Source organism: Leclercia sp. LSNIH8 (assembly GCF_002920195.1).
In the GTDB taxonomy this organism is placed as follows: domain Bacteria; phylum Pseudomonadota; class Gammaproteobacteria; order Enterobacterales; family Enterobacteriaceae; genus Enterobacter.
Genome location: NZ_PQJY01000008.1, coordinates 35,790 through 61,811, shown reverse-complemented (window position 1 = coordinate 61,811; position 26,022 = coordinate 35,790). Strand labels below are relative to the sequence as shown.

Annotated in this window: 24 protein-coding genes; 15 read left to right on the top strand and 9 right to left on the bottom strand. The window is 56.7% G+C overall.

What is annotated here, in order from left to right; translation table 11 throughout:
* Positions 1-26 precede the first annotated feature (26 nt).
* Together nudK and C3406_RS19850 are read left to right on the top strand one after the other, a co-directional pair.
* A complete protein-coding gene (gene nudK / locus C3406_RS19855; RefSeq protein ID WP_103824708.1) occupies positions 27-602 on the top strand; it encodes a GDP-mannose pyrophosphatase NudK in 576 nt (191 codons plus the stop codon).
* Between the two features lie 125 nt (positions 603-727).
* Complete coding sequence (locus C3406_RS19850; protein ID WP_103824665.1) at positions 728-1,771, top strand: DUF1176 domain-containing protein; 1,044 nt, start codon at positions 728-730, stop codon at positions 1,769-1,771.
* Between the two features lie 86 nt (positions 1,772-1,857).
* Here the strand turns inward: C3406_RS19850 and tkt are convergent, their stop codons facing one another.
* Complete coding sequence (gene tkt / locus C3406_RS19845; protein WP_103180667.1) at positions 1,858-3,846, bottom strand: transketolase; 1,989 nt, start codon at positions 3,844-3,846, stop codon at positions 1,858-1,860.
* A 19-nt stretch (positions 3,847-3,865) separates the two neighbouring features.
* Entirely contained in the window at positions 3,866-4,816 is a 951-nt protein-coding gene (gene tal / locus C3406_RS19840; RefSeq protein WP_103180666.1) for a transaldolase, read from the bottom strand.
* A 290-nt stretch (positions 4,817-5,106) separates the two neighbouring features.
* On the opposite strand from tal, the gene maeB reads away from it, so the two are divergent.
* Complete coding sequence (gene maeB / locus C3406_RS19830) at positions 5,107-7,386, top strand: NADP-dependent oxaloacetate-decarboxylating malate dehydrogenase (RefSeq protein ID WP_103824667.1); 2,280 nt, start codon at positions 5,107-5,109, stop codon at positions 7,384-7,386.
* 78 nt (positions 7,387-7,464) lie between these two features.
* Here maeB and hemF read toward each other — a convergent pair whose 3' ends face one another.
* Positions 7,465-8,364 (bottom strand): oxygen-dependent coproporphyrinogen oxidase, encoded by a 900-nt coding sequence (hemF, locus tag C3406_RS19825; RefSeq protein WP_103824668.1) that lies wholly within the window; start codon positions 8,362-8,364, stop codon positions 7,465-7,467.
* On the bottom strand, positions 8,364-9,239 hold the full coding sequence (gene amiA / locus C3406_RS19820) for an N-acetylmuramoyl-L-alanine amidase AmiA (protein ID WP_103824669.1): 876 nt from the start codon (positions 9,237-9,239) through the stop codon (positions 8,364-8,366). Before amiA ends, hemF begins: the two co-directional genes overlap by 1 nt.
* A gap of 212 nt (positions 9,240-9,451) precedes the next feature.
* On the opposite strand from amiA, the gene C3406_RS19815 reads away from it, so the two are divergent.
* The 10 genes from C3406_RS19815 to pdxK all read left to right on the top strand — a co-directional run bounded on the left by C3406_RS19815 (position 9,452) and on the right by pdxK (position 17,795).
* Complete coding sequence (locus tag C3406_RS19815) at positions 9,452-9,877, top strand: GNAT family acetyltransferase (protein ID WP_032613000.1); 426 nt, start codon at positions 9,452-9,454, stop codon at positions 9,875-9,877.
* On the top strand, positions 9,864-10,313 hold the full coding sequence (locus tag C3406_RS19810; RefSeq protein WP_103824670.1) for a DUF2919 domain-containing protein: 450 nt from the start codon (positions 9,864-9,866) through the stop codon (positions 10,311-10,313). Before C3406_RS19815 ends, C3406_RS19810 begins: the two co-directional genes overlap by 14 nt.
* Positions 10,314-10,375: 62 nt before the next feature.
* The gene (locus C3406_RS19805) at positions 10,376-10,951 is read left to right on the top strand and encodes an RpoE-regulated lipoprotein (RefSeq protein ID WP_103824671.1); all 576 of its coding nucleotides are present in this window, start codon (positions 10,376-10,378) and stop codon (positions 10,949-10,951) included.
* A gap of 93 nt (positions 10,952-11,044) precedes the next feature.
* Complete coding sequence (locus tag C3406_RS19800) at positions 11,045-11,944, top strand: Dyp-type peroxidase (protein WP_103824672.1); 900 nt, start codon at positions 11,045-11,047, stop codon at positions 11,942-11,944.
* Positions 11,945-12,118: 174 nt separating this feature from the next.
* Positions 12,119-13,135 carry a sulfate ABC transporter substrate-binding protein gene (locus C3406_RS19795; protein ID WP_103824673.1) on the top strand — a complete coding sequence of 339 codons (1,017 nt, stop codon included), beginning with the start codon at positions 12,119-12,121 and terminating at the stop codon, positions 13,133-13,135.
* Positions 13,135-13,968 carry a sulfate/thiosulfate ABC transporter permease CysT gene (gene cysT, locus C3406_RS19790; protein ID WP_103180651.1) on the top strand — a complete coding sequence of 278 codons (834 nt, stop codon included), beginning with the start codon at positions 13,135-13,137 and terminating at the stop codon, positions 13,966-13,968. The genes C3406_RS19795 and cysT overlap by 1 nt, the downstream gene beginning before the upstream one ends.
* Positions 13,968-14,843, top strand: coding sequence for a sulfate/thiosulfate ABC transporter permease CysW (gene cysW / locus C3406_RS19785; protein WP_103824674.1), 876 nt, complete (start codon positions 13,968-13,970; stop codon positions 14,841-14,843). Before cysT ends, cysW begins: the two co-directional genes overlap by 1 nt.
* Positions 14,833-15,927: a sulfate/thiosulfate ABC transporter ATP-binding protein CysA gene (cysA, locus tag C3406_RS19780; RefSeq protein WP_103824675.1), complete on the top strand. Its 1,095-nt coding sequence runs from the start codon at positions 14,833-14,835 to the stop codon at positions 15,925-15,927. The genes cysW and cysA overlap by 11 nt, the downstream gene beginning before the upstream one ends.
* Before the next feature lie 114 nt (positions 15,928-16,041).
* Positions 16,042-16,953 carry a cysteine synthase CysM gene (gene cysM / locus C3406_RS19775; protein WP_103824676.1) on the top strand — a complete coding sequence of 304 codons (912 nt, stop codon included), beginning with the start codon at positions 16,042-16,044 and terminating at the stop codon, positions 16,951-16,953.
* Between the two features lie 5 nt (positions 16,954-16,958).
* Positions 16,959-17,795, top strand: coding sequence for a pyridoxine/pyridoxal/pyridoxamine kinase (pdxK, locus tag C3406_RS19770; protein ID WP_103824677.1), 837 nt, complete (start codon positions 16,959-16,961; stop codon positions 17,793-17,795).
* Between the two features lie 48 nt (positions 17,796-17,843).
* On the opposite strand, the gene crr is transcribed toward pdxK, so the two are convergent.
* From crr to cysZ, 5 genes are all read right to left on the bottom strand, one after another.
* Positions 17,844-18,347, bottom strand: coding sequence for a PTS glucose transporter subunit IIA (gene crr / locus C3406_RS19765; RefSeq protein WP_039029658.1), 504 nt, complete (start codon positions 18,345-18,347; stop codon positions 17,844-17,846).
* Positions 18,348-18,390: 43 nt separating this feature from the next.
* Complete coding sequence (gene ptsI / locus C3406_RS19760) at positions 18,391-20,118, bottom strand: phosphoenolpyruvate-protein phosphotransferase PtsI (RefSeq protein ID WP_103824678.1); 1,728 nt, start codon at positions 20,116-20,118, stop codon at positions 18,391-18,393.
* A gap of 44 nt (positions 20,119-20,162) precedes the next feature.
* On the bottom strand, positions 20,163-20,420 hold the full coding sequence (ptsH, locus tag C3406_RS19755; RefSeq protein ID WP_000487600.1) for a phosphocarrier protein Hpr: 258 nt from the start codon (positions 20,418-20,420) through the stop codon (positions 20,163-20,165).
* A 379-nt stretch (positions 20,421-20,799) separates the two neighbouring features.
* Positions 20,800-21,771, bottom strand: coding sequence for a cysteine synthase A (gene cysK / locus C3406_RS19745; RefSeq protein ID WP_039029656.1), 972 nt, complete (start codon positions 21,769-21,771; stop codon positions 20,800-20,802).
* Positions 21,772-21,925: 154 nt separating this feature from the next.
* Positions 21,926-22,687 (bottom strand): sulfate transporter CysZ, encoded by a 762-nt coding sequence (gene cysZ, locus C3406_RS19740; protein WP_103824679.1) that lies wholly within the window; start codon positions 22,685-22,687, stop codon positions 21,926-21,928.
* Positions 22,688-22,917: 230 nt separating this feature from the next.
* On the opposite strand from cysZ, the gene zipA reads away from it, so the two are divergent.
* Positions 22,918-23,937: a cell division protein ZipA gene (gene zipA, locus C3406_RS19735; protein ID WP_103824680.1), complete on the top strand. Its 1,020-nt coding sequence runs from the start codon at positions 22,918-22,920 to the stop codon at positions 23,935-23,937.
* Positions 23,938-24,005: 68 nt separating this feature from the next.
* The gene (gene ligA, locus C3406_RS19730; protein ID WP_103824681.1) at positions 24,006-26,021 is read left to right on the top strand and encodes an NAD-dependent DNA ligase LigA; all 2,016 of its coding nucleotides are present in this window, start codon (positions 24,006-24,008) and stop codon (positions 26,019-26,021) included.
* Position 26,022 lies beyond the last annotated feature (1 nt).

Here is a 26,022-nt window from a genome sequence, read left to right as displayed (position 1 = left end):
CCGGTATTGAGCGCAACGGAGCCCGTATTACCGTGAAAATTGAATTAATTAAAGACAAGTGCCTTTCGGATAACTATTTCATCCTGCGCAACCTGACCTACGATCTGACGCGGCGTAATGGTGAGGTGGTGCGCCACAAACGCGAAGTGTACGATCGGGGCAACGGCGCCACGGTCCTGCTTTACAACCGTGAGAAGCAGAGCGTGGTGTTGATCCGCCAGTTCCGCATTGCCACCTGGGTGAATGGCAACCCCGACGGGCGCCTGATTGAAACCTGTGCCGGGCTGCTGGATAACGATGAGCCGGAAGTGTGCATTCGCAAAGAGGCGATTGAAGAGACCGGCTTTGTCGTCGGTGAGGCACGCAAAGTGTTTGAGCTCTATATGTCTCCGGGCGGCGTAACGGAAATCGTCCATTTCTTCGTGGCGGAATATAGCGACACCCGACGTGCCGGAGCGGGTGGTGGCATCGAAGATGAGGAGATCGAGGTGCTGGAACTGCCCTTTGCTCAGGCATTATCGATGATGCAATCGGGTGAAATACGGGACGGCAAAACGGTGATATTATTACAGTATTTGCAAAGTTCCGGGTTAATGGCTTGATCTTATTGCCGTTAATAAGATGTATTCAAAATAAATCTATCCGATAAATCTGATTGAGCAACCCCGTTCTGAGCAGGAAGATACGCTCTGTCTGTTCAGCTATTGCTTTCGGGATCCTGCTATTCATGCGTCACTGCCTTTTATTTGTTTTCATGCTCAGCGTGCTGCCCGCGGTGTTAGCCCGGGCGGCACCTGCACAGCGGTCGTTTATTGACTGGCAGGTGACCTGCAACAACCAGAACTTTTGCATCGCCCGTAATGCTGGCGAGCATCACGGGCTGGTGATGACCTTAAGCCGCAGCGCGGGTGCAAAAACTGACGCGTTGCTGCGCATCGATCTCGGTGGGCTGGCAACACCCGATCCCAAACAGCCCGCCATTGCCCCCCGCTTGCTGCTCGACGGCGAGCCGTTGCAGCTTAGCCCCCCGCACTGGCAAATTACCCCGTGGCGTCTGACGACCGACCATGCCGCCACCATTACCGCCCTGCTGACCACACTTCAGCAAAAAAGGGTCATCACGCTCGCCGGTGGCAAGCAGGTTATCTCCCTGGATGGGATGAAAGAGGCGCTACAGTTTATTGATGCCCAGCAAAAGCGTGGCGGGAGCGAAACCGCGTGGATCAATAAAGGGGCGCAACCCCCGCTGAGCGTACCGCCCGCACCGGCGTTGAAAGAGGTAGCCGTGGTGAACCCGACGCCGACGCCGCTCACCCGGGAGGAGCGTAGCGATCTGCTCGACTATGGCACCTGGCGTATCAACAACAGCCAATGTTCGCTCGACCCGGCCCGTCGTGAAGTGCGGGTCACCGCCCTAACGGATGACAAAGCGCTGCTGATGGTTGGCTGCGAGGCGGGGGCATACAACACCGTCGATCTGGCCTGGCTGGTCTCACGCAAAAAGCCGTTTGCTTCCCATGCGGTACGTCTGCGCCTGCCGTTTGTTCCCGCCAGCGACAGCAGCGAGATGGAGTTAATGAACGCCAGTTTTGATGAGAAGAGCCGCGAGCTGACGACCCTGGCGCTGGGGCGCGGGATTGCCGACTGCGGTATCCAGACGCGCTGGCGTTTTACCGGCCAGCGTTTCCGTCTGGTGCGGTATGCGGAAGAGCCAAGCTGTGATAACTGGCATGGGCCAGATGCATGGCCGACCTTGTGGATAACGCGTTAAAATGCCGGGTGGCGCTGCGCTTACCCGGCCTACGAATGACGTTAACCTTCCAGGCCCGGCAAGCGCAGCGCCGCCGGGCAAACCACTTACAGCAAGGCCTGCGCCTTCTCGACCACATTCTCCACCGTAAAGCCGAAGAACGGGAACAGCTTCTCGGCCGGAGCGGATTCACCGTAGCCGGTCATGCCGACAATCTTCCCTTTCAGCCCGACATATTTGTACCAGTAGTCCGCGATACCCGCTTCGACCGCTACACGGGCCGTCACGTCTGATGGCAGCACCGACTCGCGGTACTCCTCATCCTGAGCATCAAAGATATCCGTTGAAGGCAGCGACACCACCCGTACGGCGTGACCTTCGGCGGTGAGCTTCTCCGCCGCCTTGACGGTGATCTCCATCTCCGAACCGGTCGCAATCAGAATCAGATCCGGCTTGCCGCCGCTGTCTTTCAGGATATACCCCCCGCGGGCAATATTTTTCACTTGCTCCGGGGTACGCTCGATCTGCGCCAGGTTCTGGCGGGAGAGGATAAGCGCCGTCGGGCCGTTGTGGCGCTCTATCGCCAGTTTCCAGCCGACAGCGGCTTCAACCTGATCGCACGGTCGCCAGGTGCTGAAGTTCGGCGTCAGACGCAGGCTGGCCAGCTGTTCCACCGCCTGGTGAGTTGGGCCATCCTCCCCCAGACCGATGGAGTCGTGGGTATAAACCATGATCTGCCGGGCCTTCATCAGTGCCGCCATACGCGCGGCGTTACGCGCATACTCCACAAACATCAGGAAGGTGGCGGTATAAGGCACGAACCCGCCGTGGTGGGCGATACCGTTGGCAATAGCGGTCATGCCGAACTCGCGCACCCCGTAGTGGATGTAGTTCCCGGCGATATCTTCCTTGAGCGAGGTCGAGCCCGACCAGATAGTCAGGTTACTCGGTGCCAGGTCCGCCGAGCCGCCGAGCAGTTCCGGCAGGATCGGGCCAATGGCGTTAAGGACGTTTTGCGAGGCCTTACGGGTGGCGATTTTCGCCGGATTAGCCTGTAAATTTTCAATCAGCGCCTGGGTTGTCTCTTCCCAGTTTTCAGGCAGGCCACCGCCCATGCGACGGCTGAACTCTGCTGCCAGCTCCGGATGGGCTTTCTGATAGGCAGCAAATTTGTCGTTCCAGGCCGCCTGCGCTTTTTCACCCTCTTCACGGGCATCCCAGGCTTTGTAGATCTCTTTCGGGATCTCAAAGGCCGGGTATTTCCAGCCCAGCTTCTGGCGGGTCAGCGCCACTTCCTCTTCGCCCAGCGCCGCGCCGTGGGACTCTTCCTTACCGGCTTTGTTCGGGGAACCGAATCCGATAACCGTACGACAGATTATCAGCGACGGTTTATCAGTTACGCTTTGCGCTTCCTGAATGGCCGCTTTCAGCGCCTCTGGGTCGTGGCCGTCAATCTCATGCACCACGTGCCAGTTATAGGCCTCAAAGCGTTTGGCCGTGTCGTCGGTGAACCAACCCTCGGTTTCGCCGTCGATGGAGATGCCGTTGTGATCGTAGAAGCCGATCAGCTTGCCCAGACCCAGCGTGCCCGCCAGGGAACAGACCTCGTGCGAGATCCCCTCCATCAGGCAGCCATCGCCCATAAAGACATAGGTGTGGTGATCGACAATTTCATGTCCCGGCTGGTTAAACTGCGCCGCCAGCGTGCGCTCGGCAATCGCCAGCCCGACCGCATTCGCCAGCCCCTGACCGAGCGGCCCGGTGGTGGTTTCGACCCCTGGCGTATAACCCAGCTCCGGGTGCCCCGGTGTTTTTGAGTGCAGCTGACGGAAGTTTTTCAACTCCTCCAGCGGCAGGTTATAGCCGGAGAGGTGCAGCAGGCTATAAAGCAGCATCGAGGCGTGACCGTTAGAGAGAATAAAGCGGTCGCGGTCATACCACGTCGGATCGTTAGGGTTATGCTTCAGGAAATCGTTCCACAACACTTCGGCGATATCGGCCATGCCCATCGGCGCGCCTGGGTGACCGGAATTGGCTTTTTGCACGGCATCCATGCTGAGGGCGCGAATGGCATTGGCTAACTCTTTACGGGACATAGTTCACTCCATGGCAAGGTTACAGTTTGGCGGCAAGCAGATCTTCGAGTTTGCGCTGATCGACCGCGAAAAGACGGATCCCTTCTGACAGCTTCTCGACCGCCATGGCGTCCTGATTATGCTCCCAGCGGAATTCGGCTTCGGTCATGGGTTTGGGTTTTGGCAGCACCGTAGAGGAAGGTACCAGACGGCGGATAACCGGCTCATCTTTCTCCTGCAACTCTTTCAGCAGGTTAGGGGAGATGGTCAGGCGGTCGCAGCCGGTGAGGGCCAGGATCTGTTCGGTCCGACGGAAGCTGGCACCCATCACGATGGTTTCGTAACGGTGTTGCTTATAGTAATCGTAGATATTGCGAACGGATTTCACGCCGGGATCTTCGTCCACCACATAAGGGTCCATCGGCTGGCGGGCCTGATACCAGTCGTAGATTCGCCCGACGAACGGTGAAACCAGATGCACCCCGGCCTCGGCGCAGGCACGCGCCTGAGCGAAGGAGAAGAGCAGGGTCAGGTTACAGTTGATCCCCTCTTTCTCAAGCACTTCGGCGGCGCGGATCCCCTCCCAGGTGGAGGCCAGCTTGATCAGAATGCGCGATTTCTCCACATCCTGCTCCTCATAGAGCTGCACAATCTGCCGCGCTTTGGCGATGCTCTTCTCCTGGTCAAACGACAGCCGGGCGTCCACTTCGGTGGAGACGCGCCCCGGAATACTTTTCAGAATTTCGCTACCGATATTGACCGCCAGTTTGTCGCTGGCCTCGGCGACCTGTTGCTCTTTGGTCTTCCCGCGGGCTTTACCAAACGTAATAGCGTCGTCAATCAGGTGCGAGAAGTGCTCAAGCCCGGCGGCTTTCAGCAGCAGCGACGGGTTGGTGGTCGCATCCTGGGGTTGATAATGGCGAATAGACTCGATATCACCGCTGTCAGCCACGACTGTGGTGAATTGTTTGATGCCGTCTAGTTGGTTCATAAATGATGACTCCTTGAAAATAAAAGAGTTGGTGGAGTGTGTTAGATCACACTTCTGCGAAATTCGCGATGGACTTAACAAAAAAGCATAGCAGACGGACATGGTCTTGCTTTGATGGGCAGGTAACATGATTGTTATAAATTGATAACAATTTTTGTTTTTGGATAGTGAGACTTTGGCACCCTTCAAAGTTTGAACCGCGGTCAGCAGCGATACTATCCGCCACCCTGGGTGAACTCAGACCATAACAACATCACCCATTTTGAACGACACGTGAAAGGAACCTTACAATGGACGATCAGTTGAAACAGAGTGCCCTCGATTTTCATGAATTCCCTGTACCCGGTAAAATTCAGGTCTCCCCCACCAAGCCTCTCGCCACCCAGCGCGACCTGGCGTTAGCCTACTCGCCGGGCGTGGCCGCGCCCTGTCTTGAAATCGAAAAAGATCCGCTGGCAGCCTACAAATACACCGCCCGCGGCAACCTGGTGGCGGTGATCTCCAACGGCACCGCGGTGCTGGGGCTGGGGAATATCGGGGCGTTGGCCGGTAAACCGGTGATGGAAGGCAAGGGCGTACTGTTTAAGAAATTTGCCGGTATCGACGTGTTCGATATTGAAGTGGATGAGCTCGACCCGGACAAATTTATCAACGTGGTGGCCGCGCTGGAGCCGACCTTTGGCGGTATCAACCTTGAGGACATCAAAGCGCCGGAATGTTTCTATATCGAGCAGAAACTGCGTGAACGGATGAACATTCCGGTGTTCCACGACGACCAGCACGGAACCGCTATCATCAGCACCGCCGCTATCCTCAATGGCCTGCGGGTGGTGGAGAAAAACCTCTCTGATGTACGCATGGTGGTCTCCGGAGCAGGCGCGGCAGCTATCGCCTGTATGAACCTGCTGGTGGCGCTGGGGATGCAGAAGCACAACATCGTGGTCTGCGACTCCAAAGGCGTTATTTACAAAGGCCGCGAAGCCAATATGGCGGAGACCAAAGCTGCCTACGCCGTGGAGGATGACGGCAGGCGCACTCTGGCAGAGGTGGTGGAGGGCGCGGATATCTTCCTTGGCTGCTCGGGCCCGAAAGTGCTCAGCGAAGAGATGATGATGAAGATGGCGCGCGCGCCGTTAATCCTTGCCCTGGCCAACCCGGAGCCGGAGATCCTGCCCCCGCTGGCGAAAGCGGTACGCCCGGATGCCATTATCTGTACCGGTCGCTCAGACTACCCGAACCAGGTGAACAACGTTCTCTGCTTCCCGTTCATCTTCCGCGGGGCGCTGGACGTTGGTGCCACCGCCATCAACGAAGAGATGAAGCTGGCAGCGGTTCACGCCATTGCCGAGCTGGCCCACGCGGAGCAGAGCGAAGTGGTGGCCTCGGCCTATGGGGATCAGGATCTGAGCTTTGGCCCGGATTACATTATTCCGAAGCCGTTCGATCCGCGCCTGATTGTCAAAATCGCCCCGGCGGTGGCAAAAGCGGCAATGGACTCCGGCGTGGCAACGCGCCCGATCGCCGACTTTGATGCTTACATCGATAAGCTGACCGAATTCGTCTATAAAACTAACCTGTTCATGAAGCCGATCTTCTCCCAGGCGCGCGCGGACGCAAAACGCGTGGTGCTGGCGGAAGGGGAAGAGGCGCGCGTTCTGCACGCCACCCAGGAGCTGGTAAGCCTGGGGCTGGCGAAGCCGATCCTGATTGGTCGTCCGAGCGTGATCGAGATGCGTATCCAGAAGCTGGGCCTGCAGATCAAGCCGGGCGTCGATTTTGAGATCGTCAACAATGAATCCGATCCACGCTTCAAGGAGTACTGGAGCGAATATTACGCGATCATGAAGCGCCGTGGGATCACCCAGGAGCAGGCGCAGCGGGCGGTGATCGGCAACACCACGGTGATCGGGGCGATCATGGTCCACCGTGGCGAAGCTGACGCGCTGATCTGCGGCACCATCGGTGAGTACCATGAGCACTTCAGCGTGGTGCAGGAGATCTTCGGCTATCGCGACAACGTGCATACTGCCGGGGCGATGAACGCGCTGCTGCTGCCAAGCGGTAACACCTTTATTGCCGATACCTACGTCAACGACGATCCGACTCCGGAACAGCTGGCGGAGATTACGGTGATGGCGGCGGAGACGGTGCGTCGCTTCGGTATCGAACCGAAGGTGGCGCTGCTGTCGCACTCCAACTTTGGCTCATCCAAATCGGCTGCCGCCTGCAAAATGCGCCAGACGCTGGCGCTGGTGCGCGAGCGCGCGCCGGAGCTGATGATCGACGGGGAGATGCATGGCGATGCCGCGCTGGTGGAGAGCATCCGTAACGAGCGGATGCCGGACAGTCCGCTGAAAGGCTCTGCCAACGTGCTGATCATGCCGAACGTGGAAGCGGCGCGTATCAGCTACAACCTGCTGCGCGTCTCCAGTTCAGAAGGGGTGACCGTCGGGCCGGTACTGATGGGGGTGGCGAAACCGGTGCATGTATTAACCCCGATTGCCTCGGTGCGCCGTATCGTGAACATGGTGGCGCTGGCGGTGGTAGAGGCGCAAACGCAGCCGCTGTAAGCAACAGTTGTCGGGTGGCGCTTTCGCTTACCCGACCTGCGGGTCTGGCAGGCCGGGCAAACGCAGCGCCGCCCGGCGTTAAATCCAGTCGCGAACCTTAATAAAATCCTTCAGGGCAGCCTCCGGGCTGCCTTCTTTTGGCTCATAACTGTACTCCCAGCGCACCAGCGGCGGCATCGACATCAGAATCGACTCCGTGCGCCCACCGGTTTGCAGGCCGAACAGCGTCCCGCGGTCCCACACCAGGTTAAACTCCACGTAGCGCCCGCGGCGATAGAGCTGGAACTCGCGCTCGCGCACGCCGTAATTGTGGTTTTTCCGTCGCTCGACAATCGGCAGGTACGCATCGGTATAGCCGTTGCCCACCGCCTGCATAAAGCGGAACGCGGTATCAAAATCGGGGGTGTTGAGATCGTCAAAGAACAGCCCGCCAATGCCGCGCTGCTCGTCGCGGTGCTTCAGGTAAAAATAGTCGTCGCACCACTTCTTGTATTTCGGATAGACCTCGTCGCCAAAAGGCTGACACAGTTCGCGGGCGGTCTGGTGCCAGTGCACCGCGTCCTCTTCAAAGCCGTAATAGGGCGTTAAGTCGAAGCCGCCACCGAACCACCACACCGGCTCAGCACCCGGTTTTTCGGCGATAAAAAAGCGCACGTTAGCGTGGCTGGTTGGCACGAACGGGTTATGCGGGTGCACCACCAGCGAGACGCCCATTGCCTCAAAGCTGCGGCCTGCCAGCTCCGGGCGGTGCGCGGTGGCCGAAGCGGGCATCGCGTCGCCGCGGACGTGGGAGAAGTTAACCCCGGCCTGCTCGAACACGCCGCCGTTGCGCAGTACGCGGCTGCGTCCGCCGCCACCGGCCTCGCGCTGCCACTCGTCCTGCTGGAATTCTCCGCCATCGACGGCGCTCAGTTTCTGGCAAATGTCATCCTGCAGTTGCAGCAGAAAAGTTTTAACCAGCTGTGCATTGGGTTTCATCAACGTTTCCTGGAGTGCGCTTTCTGGTTATCGAACCAGTTAAAGTAACTGATAATGCCGGAGGCAATTGCGTTGGCAATCTTCTGGCGAAACGCCGCCGTGCCGAGCAGACGCTCCTCTTCCGGGTTGGTAATAAAAGAGGTTTCCACCAGCACCGACGGAATCGACGGCGATTTCAGCACCACAAACGCCGCCTGCTCGGTGCCTTTACTGTGCAGACGGTGTACCGGCTTAATCTTCTTCAGAATATGCGAGCCGAGCGTCAGGCTGTTTTTGATGGTATCCGTCTGAACAAGGTCAAACAGCACCTGCTGCAGGAGATGATCTTTATCGGTGGTTTTCTTTCCGGCCACTTCATCCGCGCGGTTTTCCCGGTCGGAGAGGTATTTTGCCATGGCGCTACTGGCGCCGCGGTTGGAGAGGGCAAATACCGATGCCCCCGCCGCCGACGGGTTAGTAAAGCCGTCGGCGTGTATCGACATAAACAGATCCGCGCCGTGCTTGTGGGCGATCTCCACGCGGTCGTACAGCGGAATGAAGGTATCGCCGGTGCGCGTCAGGCGGGCGTCAATGCCGTTGCTGCGTAAAATCGACCGGACATTTTTTGCAATCGCCAGCACAACGTGTTTTTCTTTGGAACCGTTTCTGCCAATGGCGCCGGTATCAATGCCGCCGTGACCGGGATCGAGCATGACCAGACGCTTCGCGCCGGGTTTTTTGGTTTTGGGTTTACTGTGTCCGTTACTGGTTTTGAGCGTGCTCTCGTCTTTTGCCTGAGCCTGCTTTGCGATGCCCGTTAACGTTAAGGCCGCCAGCCCCGCTTTGAGAACCTGACGACGCGATGTGAGTGCTTTTAATGGTTTGAATGTGCTCATGCGGCCTGAATTGTAAAAATTGGGGTCCTGGTGTTATATCGTATCGTCTTTTTCGTTACGACAGTCCATGTGGCGAATTGTTTTACTTTTCATTTCAATACGTGACAAAGTGCCATTATGCCAAATTTTCAGGCGTTTTTCGCGGGATATTGGCGAAAGCGGGCGTTCGCGTCATAATCACTGTTTTTGAACCCAAAAAGGCGGTTAATACCATGGAGATACGTGTTTTTCGCCAGGCAGACTTCGAAGAGGTGATCACCCTTTGGGAGCGCTGCGAGTTACTGCGACCGTGGAACGATCCGGAGATGGACATCGAGCGCAAGCTCAATCATGACGTCAGCCTGTTTCTGGTGGCGGAGGTGAACGGCGAAGTGGTGGGCACCGTGATGGGCGGCTATGACGGGCATCGCGGCTCGGCGTACTATCTGGGCGTGCACCCGGAGTTTCGCGGGCGCGGCATCGCCAACGCGCTGCTCAATCGTCTGGAAAAGAAACTGATCGCCCGTGGCTGTCCAAAAATTCAGATCATGGTGCGGGAAGATAACGACATGGTACTGGGCATGTACGAGCGTCTTAACTATGAACATGCCGACGTGCTGACGCTAGGCAAACGCCTGATAGAAGATGAAGAGTATTGATTTTCACCCGGGCGACTACGACAGCTATGGCCGGGTGCGTCTGCCGTTTCTGTTCTGGTGCGTGCTCCTCCTCCAGGCACGCACCTGGGTGCTGTTCGTGCTGGCTGGCGCCTCCCGCGATCAGGGCAACACGCTGCTGAGCTTGTTTTATCCCGATCGCAATAACTTCTGGCTCGGGCTGCTGCCGGGCATCCCCGCGGTGCTGGCCTTTTTACTGAGCGGGCGGCGCCACCTCTGGCCGCGCCTGTGGCGTACGCTGCGCGGGCTGCTTATCCTCGCCCAGGGCGTACTGCTGTGCTGGCAGCCGCTGCTCTGGCTGAACGGTGAAGCCCTGAGTGGCGTGGGCATTGCGCTGGTGGTGGCCGATATTGTGGCGCTGCTGTGGCTGCTGACCCATCCCCGTCTGCGCGCCTGTTTCACCCCCGAGAAAGATTAAACGGCACTTTTTAGCGATGCTGTACTCTAACAAGCGTTCAAATAACCAGAAAGGAACTCCCGATGAAATCGCTGCGTTTACTGTTATGTGCGCTCCCCGTTGTCCTGACGGGCTGTTCAACGCTTTCCGCCGTTAACTGGTCTGCGGCTTATCCCTGGAACTGGTTCGGCTCATCCACCGACGTGACTGAGCAGGGTGTAGGCAACCTCACCGCCGCCACGCCGCTGGAACAGAGCGCCATCGAATCGGCATTAGGCGGTGATTACCGGCTGCGCAGCGGCATGAGAACGCAGAACGGCAACATTGTGCACTATTACGAAGCGCTGAAAGATGACCAACTGGCCCTGGTGATTAACGGTAACAAAGAGACGGTGACGCGCATTGAGGTGCTGGATAGCGACATCGAAACCGACAGTGGGGTGAAGATCGGTACCCCATTTAGCGACCTCTATCAGAAGGCCTACGGCAACTGCGCGAGCGCCCCTGCAGAAGAGGGTGTGGCGGTTGAGTGCAAGGCGGAAGGCAGCCAGCATATCAGCTACCAGTTCAGCGGAACCTGGAATGGCCCGCAAGGATTAATGCCCTCTGACGACACCCTGAAAAACTGGAAAGTCAGCAAAATTATCTGGCAGCAGTAAATTGCGCCTGGACAAGCCGCCTCGCTGAAAAAGCGGGTATAATCGCCGCCAACCATGCCACGACTTCGTGGCATCTTTTTTTCAGGAGGAGCGATGTCTCAGGTTCAGAGTGGCATTTTGCCAGAACATTGCCGCGCGGCGATTTGGATCGAAGCCAATGTCAAAGGGGATGTTGATGCCCTGCGTGCGGCCAGCAAAGTCTTTATTGATAACGTGGCCACCTTCCAGGCCAAATTCCCGGATGCCCACTGCGGCGCAGTGGTGGCGTTTGGCCACAACGTCTGGCGTCAGCTGAGCGGCGGAGAAGGGGCCGAAGAGCTGAAAGACTTTGTGCCTTATGGTAAAGGTCTGGCTCCGGCCATCCAGTACGACGTGCTGATCCATATTCTTTCTCTGCGTCATGACGTGAACTTCTCCATTGCCCAGGCTGCGATGGCTGCCTTTGGCGACTGCGTTGAAGTAAAAGAAGAGATCCACGGTTTCCGCTGGGTGGAAGATCGCGATCTGAGCGGCTTTGTTGACGGCACCGAAAACCCGGCTGGGGATGAGACCCGTCGTGAAGTCGCGGTGATCAAAGAGGGCGTGGACGCGGGCGGCAGCTATGTCTTCGTCCAGCGCTGGGAGCACAACCTCAAACAGCTTAACCGCATGAGCGTGCACGACCAGGAGATGATGATTGGCCGCACCAAAGAGGCCAACGAAGAGATTGACGGCGACGAGCGCCCGGTGACCTCACACCTGAGTCGTGTGGATCTGAAAGAGGATGGCAAAGGGCTGAAGATTGTTCGCCAGAGCCTGCCTTATGGTACCGCCAGCGGCACACACGGCCTCTACTTCTGCGCCTATTGCGCGCGTCTGTATAACATTGAACAGCAGCTGCTGAGCATGTTTGGCGACACCGACGGCAAGCGCGACGCGATGCTGCGCTTCACCAAACCGGTGACCGGCGGCTACTACTTTGCGCCATCTATCGAGCGTCTGCTGGCGTTATAAAACGGCACTCCTTTCACAGGCCGGGTAAGCGTAAGCGCCACCCGGCACTTTACCCGCACCCTTATTCCCTTTTCTGCTTCCAAATCACTAAACGGTATATAAAACCGTTACTCCTTTAGTACGCGTTATAAATATTATGGCCCTGAGAAAAACATCACATTTTAAGGGTGCGCAATGGCCATTACTGTACTGAAAAAAGGATCTCTGGTGCTGGCAGCTTCAGTGTTGCTGGTCGCGCAGGCGCAGGCAACCGAGCTGCTGAACAGCTCCTATGATGTCTCGCGCGAGCTGTTTGCCGCCCTGAATCCGCCATTTGAACAGCAGTGGGCGAAAGAGAATAACGGCGATAAGCTGACCATTAAGCAGTCTCATGCCGGCTCGTCGAAACAGGCGCTGGCCATTCTGCAGGGGCTGAAGGCCGATGTGGTCACCTATAACCAGGTCACCGATGTGCAGATTCTGCACGACAAAGGCAAGCTGATCCCGGCCAACTGGCAGAGCCGTCTGCCAAACAACAGCTCGCCGTTCTACTCCACCATGGGCTTCCTGGTGCGTAAGGGCAACCCAAAGAACATCCACGACTGGAACGACCTTGTGCGTTCTGACGTGAAGCTGATCTTCCCGAACCCGAAAACTTCCGGCAACGCGCGTTATACCTACCTGGCCGCCTGGGGTGCCGCGGACAAAGCGGACGGCAACGATAAAGCCAAAACCGAACAGTTCATGACTCAGTTCCTGAAAAACGTTGAAGTGTTCGATACCGGCGGTCGCGGTGCTACCACCACCTTCGCGGAACGTGGTCTGGGCGATGTGCTGATCAGCTTTGAATCGGAAGTGAACAACATCCGTAAGCAGTACGAAGCCCAGGGCTTTGAAGTGGTTATCCCGAAAACCAACGTGCTGGCGGAGTTCCCGGTAGCGTGGGTGGATAAAAATATCGAAGCCAACGGCACGGAGAAGGCGGCGAAAGCCTATCTCAACTATCTCTACAGCCCGCAGGCGCAGACGGTTATCACCGATTTCTACTATCGCGTGAATAACCCGGACGTAATGAACAAGCTGAAAGACAAATTCCCGCAGACCGAGCTGTTTCGCGTGGAAGATCACTTTGGCTCCTGGCCTGAGGTGATGAAAACCCATTTCGCCAGCGGCGGTGAGTTAGACAAACTGTTGGCGGCGGGGCGTAAGTAATGTTTGCAGTTTCCTCCAGACGTGTGCTGCCGGGCTTTACCTTAAGCCTCGGGACCAGCCTGCTGTTCGTCTGTCTGATTTTGTTGTTACCGCTCAGCGCGCTGGTGGTCCAGCTCTCTGAGATGAGCTGGTCCCAGTACTGGGAGGTGATCAGCAATCCGCAGGTGGTGGCGGCCTATAAGGTGACGCTGCTGTCGGCGTTTGTCGCCTCCCTGTTTAACGGCGTGTTCGGCCTGCTGATGGCGTGGATCTTAACCCGCTACCGTTTCCCGGGCCGCACGCTGCTGGATGCGCTGATGGATTTACCCTTCGCGCTGCCCACCGCGGTGGCGGGCCTGACTCTGGCCTCGCTGTTTTCCGTTAACGGTTTTTACGGCGAGTGGCTGGCGAAGTTTGATATCAAAGTGACCTATACCTGGCTCGGTATTGCGGTGGCGATGGCCTTTACCAGCATCCCGTTTGTAGTGCGAACCGTGCAGCCGGTGCTGGAAGAGTTAGGCCCAGAATATGAAGAGGCGGCAGAAACACTGGGCGCAACGCGCTGGCAGAGCTTTCGCAAGGTGGTACTGCCTGAGCTCTCTCCGGCCCTGCTGGCAGGCGTGGCGCTGTCGTTCACCCGCAGCCTCGGTGAGTTTGGCGCGGTGATTTTTATCGCCGGTAACATCGCGTGGAAAACCGAAGTGACCTCGCTGATGATTTTTGTTCGCCTGCAGGAGTTTGATTACCCGGCGGCGAGCGCCATTGCCTCGGTGATCCTGGCGGCATCGCTGCTGCTGCTGTTCTCGATTAACACTCTGCAAAGTCGCTTTGGTCGACGCGTGGTAGGTCACTGATGGCGGAAATCACTCAATTGAAACGCTACGATGCTCCCCGTATTAACTGGGGAAAATGGGTGCTGATTGGCACCGGCGTGCTGGTATCGGCCTTCATTCTGGTCGTGCCGATGGTCTATATCTTTGTCCAGGCGTTCAGCAAAGGGATTATGCCCGCGCTGCAAAATCTGGCTGACCCGGACATGCTGCATGCCATCTGGCTGACGGTGATGATTGCGCTTATCACCGTGCCGGTAAACCTGGTGTTTGGCATTCTGCTAGCCTGGCTGGTCACCCGTTTTAACTTCCCGGGCCGCCAGCTGCTGCTGACCCTGCTGGACATTCCGTTTGCGGTCTCACCGGTGGTGGCCGGTCTGGTCTATCTGCTCTTCTACGGCTCCAACGGCCCGCTGGGCGGCTGGCTGGATGAGCATAACCTGCAGATCATGTTCGCCTGGCCGGGCATGGTGCTGGTCACGATATTTGTTACCTGTCCGTTTGTGGTACGTGAGCTGGTGCCGGTGATGTTAAGCCAGGGCAGCAACGAAGACGAAGCGGCGGTGCTGCTGGGCGCATCCGGCTGGCAGATGTTCCGCCGCGTCACCCTGCCGAATATCCGCTGGGCGCTGCTCTATGGTGTAGTGTTGACCAACGCCCGTGCGATTGGCGAATTCGGTGCGGTGTCGGTGGTCTCCGGATCTATCCGCGGCGAAACGCTGTCGCTGCCGTTACAAATTGAATTGCTGGAGCAGGACTATAACACCGTCGGTTCCTTTACCGCCGCAGCCCTGCTGACGCTGATGGCTATTTTGACCCTGTTTTTAAAGAGTATGGTGCAGTGGCGTTTAGAGAATCAGGCCAAACGCCAGCATCAGGAGGGAAATCATGAGCATTGAGATTGCCAATATTAAGAAGTCCTTTGGTCGCACCCAGGTGCTGAACGATATCTCGCTGGATATCCCTTCCGGACAAATGGTGGCGCTGCTGGGGCCGTCTGGCTCCGGGAAAACCACGCTGCTGCGTATCATCGCCGGTCTGGAGCATCAGACCAGCGGCCATATTCGCTTCCACGGCACTGACGTGAGCCGCCTGCATGCCCGCGACCGTAAGGTGGGCTTCGTGTTCCAGCATTACGCTCTGTTCCGCCACATGACGGTGTTCGACAACATCGCCTTCGGCCTGACGGTGCTGCCGCGTCGTGAACGTCCAAACGCCGCCACCATCAAGGCGAAAGTGACCAAACTGCTGGAGATGGTGCAGCTGGCGCACCTGGCTGACCGTTATCCGGCCCAGCTTTCCGGCGGCCAGAAACAGCGTGTGGCACTGGCGCGCGCCCTGGCCGTTGAGCCGCAGATCCTGCTGCTGGACGAACCCTTTGGCGCGCTGGATGCGCAGGTGCGTAAAGAGCTTCGTCGCTGGCTGCGTCAGCTGCATGAAGAGCTGAAATTCACCAGCGTCTTCGTGACCCACGATCAGGAAGAGGCGATGGAAGTGGCCGACCGGGTGGTGGTAATGAGCCAGGGGAATATCGAACAGGTTGATGAGCCTGAGCAGCTCTGGCGTGAACCGGCGACCCGCTTCGTGCTGGAGTTTATGGGTGAAGTGAACCGACTGCACGGCAACATCCGCGGCGGCCAGTTCCACGTTGGTGCCCACCGCTGGCCGCTGGGTTATACCCCAGGCTATCAGGGGCCGGTCGATCTCTTCCTGCGTCCGTGGGAAGTGGATGTCAGCCGTCGCACCAGTCTCGACTCGCCGCTGCCGGTCCAGGTGCTGGAAGCCAGCCCAAAAGGTCACTACACCCAACTGGTGGTACAGCCGCTGGGCTGGTACAACGAACCGCTGACGGTGGTGATGCGCGACGAGGAGCCGCCGCACCGCGGTGAACGCCTTTTTGTCGGCCTGCAACATGCGCGTATTTACCACGACAAGGATCGTATCGAGACGCGGGGAGATCTTGCTCTGGCGGAATCTGCCTGATAGGTTAACGCCACGTAGTTTTGCCGGGTGGCGCTGCGCTTACCCGGCCTACGATATGCTCTGTGTAGGCCCGGTAAGCGTCAACGCCACCGGGCTTTTTATTGGACAGCGGTCATGAACACATTAGAACAAACCATCGGCAATACCCCTCTGATCAAGCTGCAACGGATGGGGCCGGATAACGGCAGCGAAATCTGGATCAAACTGGAAGGCAACAACCCGGCGGGTTCGGTGAAGGATCGTGCCGCGCTGTCGATGATTGTCCAGGCGGAAAAGCGCGGTGAAATCAAACCCGGCGATGTGCTGATCGAGGCGACCAGCGGGAACACCGGCATTGCGCTGGCGATGATCGCCGCCCTCAAAGGCTATCGCATGAAGCTGCTGATGCCGGACAACATGAGCCAGGAGCGCCGTGCCGCGATGCGGGCTTACGGTGCCGAGCTGATTCTTATGACCAAAGAGCAGGGGATGGAAGGGGCGCGCGATCTGGCCCTTGAGATGGCTGAGCGCGGTGAAGGTAAGCTGCTGGATCAATTCAACAACCCCGATAACCCCTATGCCCATTACACCACCACCGGCCCGGAGATCTGGCAGCAGACCGAAGGCCGCATCACCCATTTTGTCTCCAGCATGGGAACCACGGGCACCATCACCGGGGTCTCCCGTTTTCTGCGCGAGCAGGAAAAAGCGGTCACCATTGTTGGCCTGCAACCGGAAGAGGGGAGCAGCATCCCGGGTATTCGCCGCTGGCCTGCGGAGTACATGCCGGGCATTTTTAATGCTCAGCTTGTGGACCAGGTGCTGGATATTCACCAGCGCGAGGCGGAAAATACCATGCGTGAACTGGCCGTGCGCGAAGGTGTTTTTTGCGGCGTCAGTTCAGGCGGCGCGGTAGCGGGTGCCCTGCGCATTGCACAGGCGGTGCCGGGCGCGGTAGTGGTGGCGATCATCTGCGATCGCGGCGATCGCTATCTCTCTACCGGCGTGTTTGGTGAGGAGAGCTATACGCAGGGGGCAGGGATCTAAAAGCGATGGAGATGATTTTATTCCGGGATAAAACCCGGGCGCAGCAGAGCGATATTGTGGCTGTGCAGTCGCAGGTGGTGTATGGCAGCGTGGGTAACAGCATTGCGGTGCCCAATATTCGACAGCATCGCCTCAACGTGACGGCGATACCGACCGTGCTGTTCAGTAATACCCCTCACTACGACACCTTTTACGGTGGGGTGATCCCCGACGAGTGGTTCAGCGGCTACCTGCAAGCGTTGGACGAGCGGGACATTTTGCGGGAGCTGAAAGCGGTTACCACCGGCTACATGGGCAGCGCCAGCCAGATTATCCTACTGGCGAACTGGCTGCGCACGATTAAGGCGCAGCATCCGGATATCTTTATCCTGGTGGACCCGGTCATTGGCGACACCGACAGCGGAACCTACGTTAAACCCGACATTCCGGAGGCTTACCGTCAGCATCTGCTGCCGCTGGCGCAGGGGATTACGCCCAATGTTTACGAGCTGGAAGTGCTCAGTGGCAAAACGTGTCGGGATAACGCCAGCGCCATTGCGGCGGCAAAAGGGCTCCTTTCCGATACGCTGCAGTGGGTGGCGATTACCAGCGCCCCGGTGGCCGGTGACGCTGACGCTATTCATGTGGTGTTGGTATCCCATGACGAGGTGACAATCAGCACCCATCCCCGCGTCAACGTCGATCTTAAAGGTACTGGCGATCTGTTTTGTTCAGAGCTTGTCAGCGCGCTGGTGCAGAATGAGAGTGTGGCGGCGGCGATAAATCGGGCAGGGGAGAGGGTGACGCAGGTCATGCAGTACACTCAGGAAAAAGGGTACGACGAGTTGGTTTTACCCCTCTGACAAACAAAAATGGCGCCCGAAGGCGCCATTTTTCTGTGCGGTCAAAAATTACTTTTTGATGCGGATAACCGGGGTTTCACCCACGGTGACGCTGCCGGACAGTTTAATCAGCTCTTTGATTTCGTCCATGTTGGAGATAACAACCGGCGTCAGGGTAGACTTGGCTTTCTCTTCCAGCAGTGGCAGATCGAATTCAATCACCGGATCGCCAACTTTAACGCGCTGGCCTTCTTCAGCGATACGCTTGAAGCCTTCGCCTTTCAGTTCAACAGTGTCGATACCGAAGTGAACGAACAGCTCAATACCGCTATCGGATTCGATAGAGAATGCATGGTTGGTTTCAAAAATCTTACCAATCGTGCCGTCAACCGGTGCAACCATTTTGTTACCGGTTGGTTTGATAGCAATGCCATCACCAACGATTTTCTCAGCAAATACGACATCTGGCACGTCTTCGATGTTGACGATCTCACCAGACAGCGGAGCAACAATCTCAATAGTTCCGGTGTCGTTATTGCCTTTGTCACCGAATAGTTTACTAAATAAACCCATTAGACTTCTCTCCTAAGCAGTAATTTGGGCCGCATCTCGTGGATTAGCAGATTGTTTTTTCTTCAATGAACTTGTTAACCAGCGTCATTAACTCGTCCGTTGTCGGTTGAGCAAGAGCCTGCTCTGCTAACACCTTCGCATCTTCGAAGTTCGTGTTACGGATAATCTTCTTGATGCGCGGGATGGAAATGGCGCTCATAGAGAATTCGTCCAGACCCATACCCAGCAACAGAAGTGTAGCACGTTCATCGCCTGCAAGCTCACCACACATGCCTGTCCACTTACCTTCTGCATGAGAAGCATCAATAACTTGCTTGATCAAGTTCAGTACGGACGGTGACATTGGTTGGTAAAGATGTGAAATCATATCATTACCACGGTCAACTGCCAGGGTGTACTGGGTTAAATCGTTGGTACCAATACTAAAGAAGTCCACTTCTTTGGCTAAATGACGGGCAATCGTCGCGGCAGCTGGGGTTTCTACCATCACGCCAACTTCGATAGCTTCGTCGAATGCTTTACCTTCGTCGCGCAGTTCCTGTTTGAAGATTTCGATCTCTTTCTTCAGTGAACGCACCTCTTCAACAGAGATGATCATCGGGAACATGATGCGCAGTTTACCGAAAGCGGAGGCGCGCAGGATAGCGCGGACCTGGTCGCGCAGGATCTCTTTGCGATCCATGGCGATACGCACGGCACGCCAGCCCAGGAATGGGTTCTCTTCTTTCGGGAAGTTCATGTACGGCAGCTCTTTGTCGCCGCCGATGTCCATGGTACGGACGATAACGGCCTGAGAGCCACAGGCTTCTGCAACCGCTTTATAGGCAGCAAACTGCTCTTCTTCGGTTGGCAGGGCGTCACGGTCCATGAACAGGAATTCAGTACGATAGAGACCGACACCTTCCGCGCCGTTGCGCTCAGCGCCATCGACGTCACGTACGGTACCGATGTTTGCGCACACTTCTACCTGATGACCATCCAGCGTAATAGCAGGCAGATCTTTCAGCTTAGCGAGTTCCGCTTTTTCAGTCGCAACCTGCTCCTGAACGGTACGCAGTTTTTCGATCTCTTCGTTAGTTGGGTTGACGTAAACCACGTTGTTTACGGCATCCAGAATCAGATAATCGTCGTTTTTCACCTGTGCGGTCACGCTACCGGTACCCACGATGGCTGGCAGCTCCAGAGAACGCGCCATGATAGAGGTGTGGGAGGTACGGCCACCCGCGTCGGTGATGAAACCCAGCACCTTGTTCAGGTTCAGCTGTGCAGTTTCTGACGGGGTCAGGTCGGCAGCAACCAGGATGACTTCATCCTGAATCGCGCTCAGATCGATAATGGCAAGGCCAAGGATGTTGCGCAGCAGGCGCTTACCGATATCACGCACGTCAGCCGCGCGTTCTTTCAGATATTCATCATCCAGCTCTTCCAGGGCAGATGCCTGACCTTCGATAACTTCATGCGCAGCGGCATCCGCTGTCATGCCTTTATCTTTAATCAGGGCTATGATTTCCTGCTCAAGCTCTTCATCTTCGAGCAACATGATGTGCCCTTCGAAGATGGCTTCTTTTTCTTCACCGAAAGTTTCGCCAGCTTTAGTTTTGATCGCTTCCAGTTGCGCAGATGCTTTTGCACGGCCACTCAGAAAACGTTCAACTTCCTGATTTACCTTATCAGCAGAAATTTTTTTCCGGTCGATGACGATCTCGTCTTCTTTCAACAGAAGTGCTTTGCCGAAAGCGATACCCGGGGATGCTAAAATGCCTGAAATCATAACCCTACCTTACTTGTGACTGATATTTAAAAGAACCCGGATACTTACTCGAGCTCAGCCATCAGTTTTACCAGATGCTCAACTGCTTTCTGCTCGTCTTCGCCTTCCGCGGAGATGGTCACAACGGTGCCCTGAGTCAGACCCAGAGTCTGCAGTTTGAACAGGCTTTTTGCGCTTGCGCTTTTGCCGTTGGAAGTCACAGTGATCTCAGAAGTGAAGCCTTTTGCTTCTTTAACAAACTGAGCAGCAGGGCGGGTGTGCAGACCGTTCGGAGCGGTAATGGTAACTTCTTGCTGGAACATTGTATTTCCCCAACTTATTGGTTTAGTGTTGTGGAACTAAAGTCTAGCCTGGCGGCAGGACTTTAGCCTGTATTGTTAGCACCGGCTTAACGGCACGAGGCACAAATGTGTCAAACGTATTCCGGCACTGGCATGTCAGGCTGCTGACGTCTCGCTCGACATTAAACATTATGCCGCGAAAGCAAGACTTGAACCAAATCATAAAATCGATTCAGCAGCGCGAATTCCTGGATCGATTAATTTCGTGCTTCAAAATAATTGTCAGCTTAAATACCAGAGCCAACGGGGTTGAGCAATGCCGGAAGAGATAAAAGTTTGAAGCAGGCCACAAAAAAGCACCCGAATGGGTGCTTTTTTACGCGATATTTACATTCTGGCACTACTGTTGCAGTTCTTTCTCGGTGAAGAGATCGGCAAACAGGGCAGTACTTAAATAACGCTCACCCGACGATGGAAGAATAACCACGATATTCTTATTGGTAAAGGTTTCATCCTCAAGTAATTTCAGCGCGGCGGCTACAGCAGCACCGGAGGAGATCCCCGCCAGAATACCCTCTTCTTCCATCAGGCGGCGCGCGGTAGAAATGGCTTCATCGTTAGTGATAGCCACAACTTTATCAATCAGTTTCAGATCCAGGTTGCCTGGAATAAAGCCCGCGCCGATACCCTGAATTTTATGCGGGCCCGGCTTCAGCTCTTCTCCGGCCAGCGCCTGGGCAATGACTGGAGAGTCGGTTGGCTCAACGGCAACGGTAATAAGATCTTTTTTACCTTTTGTGCCTTTAATATAACGGCTCACGCCTGTCAGCGTACCGCCGGTACCGACACCAGAGATAAAGACATCAACCTGACCGTCGGTATCTTCCCAGATTTCCGGACCGGTGGTCTTCTCGTGGATTTCCGGGTTAGCCGGGTTGCTGAACTGCTGCAGCAGCAGATATTTAGCCGGATCGCTGGCCACAATTTCTTCTGCTTTCTGAATAGCGCCTTTCATGCCTTTTGCGCCTTCGGTTAAGACCAGATTTGCGCCCAGAGCCTTCAGCAGTTTACGACGTTCGATACTCATGGTTTCTGGCATGGTCAGCGTCAGCTTATAACCGCGAGCGGCGGCAACGTAGGCCAGCGCGATACCGGTGTTACCGCTGGTTGGTTCAACCAGCTCAACGCCCGGTTTCAGCACGCCACGCTTTTCCGCATCCCAAATCATGTTGGCACCGATACGGCATTTTACGCTGAAGCTTGGGTTACGAGATTCTACCTTCGCCAGGATGCGTCCATTACCGATACGGTTCAGTCGAACCAGGGGCGTGTGACCGATAGTCAACGAGTTATCTTCAAAAATCTTACTCATGGCCTGTCCTTAACTGTTTGAAATTGGGATACCGTCCCAGCATACCTGTTGCATAGGTAGGGGGAAGTAAGGAAATCGCATATCTATATGCTGCATAGAAATAATGGGGATCAGTATGGAATAAGGGGCGGCATAAGCCACCCCTCTTTTTAACTTATTTCCACAAAGCGTGTTTGTCGCGATAACAATCCACCCACATCGCCGTGGCCCCGCACACCGCCACCGGCATGATGAAAAGGTTAAGGAACGGGATCATAGTGAACAGGCTGGTCAGCGCACCAAACTGCATATTGGCAACTTTGCGGCTGCGCAGAGCGGTGCGCATCTCTTTGAAAGGCACTTTATGGTTATCAAAGGGATAGTCGCAATACTGGATGGCCAGCATCCACGCGCTGAACAGGAACCAGAGCACCGGCGCTACGGTCTGGCCGATGCCGGGAATAAAATAGAGGAGTAGCAGCACGATGGCGCGGGGCAGATACCATGCTAGCTTTTGCCATTCGCGTTTCATAATGCGCGGCAGATCTTTCATGATCCCCAGCACGCCGGTGTCCGGCGGCGTGGCGCCCGTCAGCCGCGCTTCCAGTTGTTCGGCGAGCAGACCGTTAAAGGGGGCAGCGATCCAGTTGGCGAGCGTCGAGAAAAAGTAGCCAAACACCAGCAGAACCGAAACGATCGCAATCGGCCACAGCAGATAGCTCAGCCATTGCAGCCAGTCGGGAACATGGCTCATGAGCGCCGGGATCCAGGTGTCCAGACGGGTAAACAGCCACCAGAAGGCGCCCCCCATCAGCAGAACGTTGATCAGCAGAGGCAGGATCACAAAGCGTCTGATGCCGGGCAGGGAAACCAGTTTCCAGCCCTGCGAAAAGTACCAGACGCCGCTGCGTGAAGGGGAAGATGTCGATGAAACCATAACCAGGTTGAGCTCCTTTTATCACAACCAGTGAAACTGCCTGCCTATATTAGCCAGTTGCGGCACGTTGACCAGTTCGGAAATGTTCGAAAAAACAGCAAAAAGCACGATTTAACTCATCTTTATGCTGCGAATGCTCTGCACGCACTTGCACTTGACGTAATCGGCAAATACTCTTAGTGAGTAAATGTTTGCCGTGGTGGCAAGGTGTTAGAACAACAGAGAATATAATGATGCAGGATTTGCGTCTGATATTAATCATTGTTGGCGCGATCGCCATAATCGCTTTACTGGTCCATGGGTTCTGGACCAGCCGTAAAGAGCGCTCTTCTATGTTTCGCGATCGCCCACTGAAGCGCATGAAGTCTACCCGTGACGACGATAGCGATGAGGATATCGACGACATGGAAGATGAGGGTGTGGGTGAAGTACGCGTTCATCGGGCCAATAGTGCGCCCGGCGCAGGCCATGGGGAGCATGAAGCGCCTCGTCAGCCTCCGCAGCATCAGTACCAGCCGCCTTACGCCTCTGCACAGCCACGTCCCGCTGCGCCGCAGCCCGTGGCCGAACCGGTACGCCAGCCGCAGCCGCAGCAGCATGAACCTGTGCGACAGCAGCCCGTGCCGCAGCAGCATGAACCTGTGCGTCAGCAGCCGGTGCCGCAGCCGCAATATGCCGCTCAGCCTGAACCACAGCCGCAGCCACAACCTGTCGTACAGCAGGCGCCACAGCCTGTTGCACCAGCGCCGCAACCCGCCCCTGCGCCAGCACCGGTTTCAGAGCCGGAGCCGGTTGTCGAGGCCGCGCCAGTGGCTGCAAAACCACAGCGTAAAGAGACGGTGATTGTCATGAGCGTTGCGGCTCATCAGGGCACCACCCTGAATGGCGACGTGCTGCTTAACAGCATTCATCAGGCGGGCTTTAAATTTGGCGATATGAATATCTTCCATCGCCACCTCAGCCCTGACGGCAGCGGCCCTTCGCTGTTCAGCCTGGCGAATATGGTTAATCCGGGAACCTTTGATCCGGAGATGACCGGTGATTTCACGACGCCGGGCATTACGATCTTTATGCAGGTGCCTTCGTATGGCGATGAACTGCAAAACTTTAAGCTGATGCTGCAGTCCGCTCAGCATATTGCCGATGAAGTCGGCGGTATGGTGCTCGACGATCAGCGTCGAATGATGACGCCGCAGAAACTGCGCGAATATCAGGACCGCATCCGCGAAGTGAAAGAAGCTAACGCGTAAACTTTCGCGTTTGTTTCACACCTCCTCAACCCCCGCCTGTCGGGGGTTTTTCTCATTAATGGTGCGACATGGACTCAATCGAACAACAACTCACCGAACTGCGAACCACGCTTCGCCACCATGAATATCTCTATCATGTGATGGATGCGCCGGAAGTGCCGGACGCGGAGTATGACCGTCTGATGCGTGAGCTGCGCGAGCTTGAAGCGCAGCACCCAGAGTTAATCACGCCGGACTCGCCAACCCAGCGCGTCGGGGCGGCACCGCTGGCCTTTTTCAGCCAGGTCCGTCATGAAGTGCCGATGCTGTCGCTGGATAACGTCTTTGATGAAGAGAGCTTCCTCGCCTTCAACAAACGCGTCCAGGATCGCCTGAAGCATACCGATGCCCTGAGCTGGTGCTGCGAGCTGAAGCTGGATGGGCTGGCCGTCAGCATTCTGTACGAAAATGGCGTGATGATCCGCGCGGCCACCCGCGGCGATGGCACCACTGGCGAGGACATTACCGCCAATGTGCGTACCATCCGCGCCATTCCGCTCAAATTACATGGCGAGAACATTCCGGCACGTCTCGAAGTGCGCGGCGAAGTCTTCCTGCCGCAGGCGGGATTTGAAAAAATCAACGAAGAGGCGCGTCGTACCGGCGGCAAAATCTTCGCTAACCCCCGCAATGCCGCCGCTGGATCGCTGCGCCAGCTTGACCCGCGTATTACCGCGAAGCGCCCGCTAACGTTCTTCTGCTATGGCGTCGGCATCCTGGAAGGGGGCGAGCTGCCTGATACCCATCTGGGCCGTTTGCTGCAGTTTAAAGCCTGGGGGCTGCCGGTCAGTAACCGGGTGCAGCTGTGCGACTCGCCGGAGGCCGTGCTGGCGTTTTATCGTCAGGTTGAAGCCGATCGTCCGACGCTGGGCTTCGATATCGACGGAGTGGTGATCAAAGTCAATTCCCTCGCGCTGCAGGAGCAGCTTGGCTTTGTCGCCCGTGCGCCGCGCTGGGCGGTAGCCTTTAAGTTCCCGGCGCAGGAACAGATGACCTTTGTGCGTGACGTAGAGTTCCAGGTGGGGCGAACCGGGGCGATAACGCCTGTCGCGCGTCTGGAGCCGGTTCAGGTGGCCGGGGTACTGGTCAGCAATGCAACCCTGCACAACGCCGATGAGATCGATCGGCTTGGGCTGCGTATTGGCGATAAGGTGGTGATCCGCCGTGCCGGGGACGTGATCCCGCAGGTGGTGAATGTGGTGGAATCAGAGCGTCCTGACGATACGCGCCCCGTTGAGTTCCCGATCCACTGTCCGGTGTGCGGGTCCGACGTTGAGCGCGTCGAAGGGGAGGCCGTAGCCCGCTGTACCGGCGGTTTGGTCTGCGGCGCCCAGCGCAAAGAGTCCCTGAAACATTTCGTCTCCCGTCGGGCAATGGACGTTGACGGTATGGGCGACAAAATCATCGACCAGCTGGTAGAGAAAGAGTATGTCCATACGCCAGCCGATCTGTTCCGCCTGACGCCCGGTAAGCTGACCGGGCTGGATCGCATGGGGCCTAAATCCGCGCAGAACGTGGCCGACGCGCTGGAAAAATCCAAAGAGACCACCTTTGCCCGTTTCCTCTACGCGCTGGGTATCCGCGAAGTAGGGGAGGCGACGGCGGCAGGGCTGGCGGGCTATTTCGGTACGCTGGAGGCGCTTGAGAAAGCGACGATTGACGAGCTGCAAAAGGTGCCGGACGTTGGCATCGTCGTCGCTACCCACGTCTTTAACTTCTTCTCGGAAGAGAGCAACCGCGACGTTATCGGCCAGCTGCTTAACGAAGGGATCCGCTGGCCTGCGCCGGTGGCGATCAACGCCGACGAGATCGATAGCCCGTTTGCCGGCAAAACCGTGGTGCTGACCGGTAGCCTGAGCCAGCTTTCACGCGATGATGCTAAAGCGCGTCTGACGGCGCTGGGGGCGAAAGTGGCCGGCAGCGTGTCGAAGAAAACCGACCTGGTGATTGCCGGTGAAGCGGCGGGCTCTAAACTTGCCAAAGCGCAGGAGCTGGGCATCACGGTTATCGACGAAGACGAAATGCTGCGTCTGTTGGGAGAGTAAC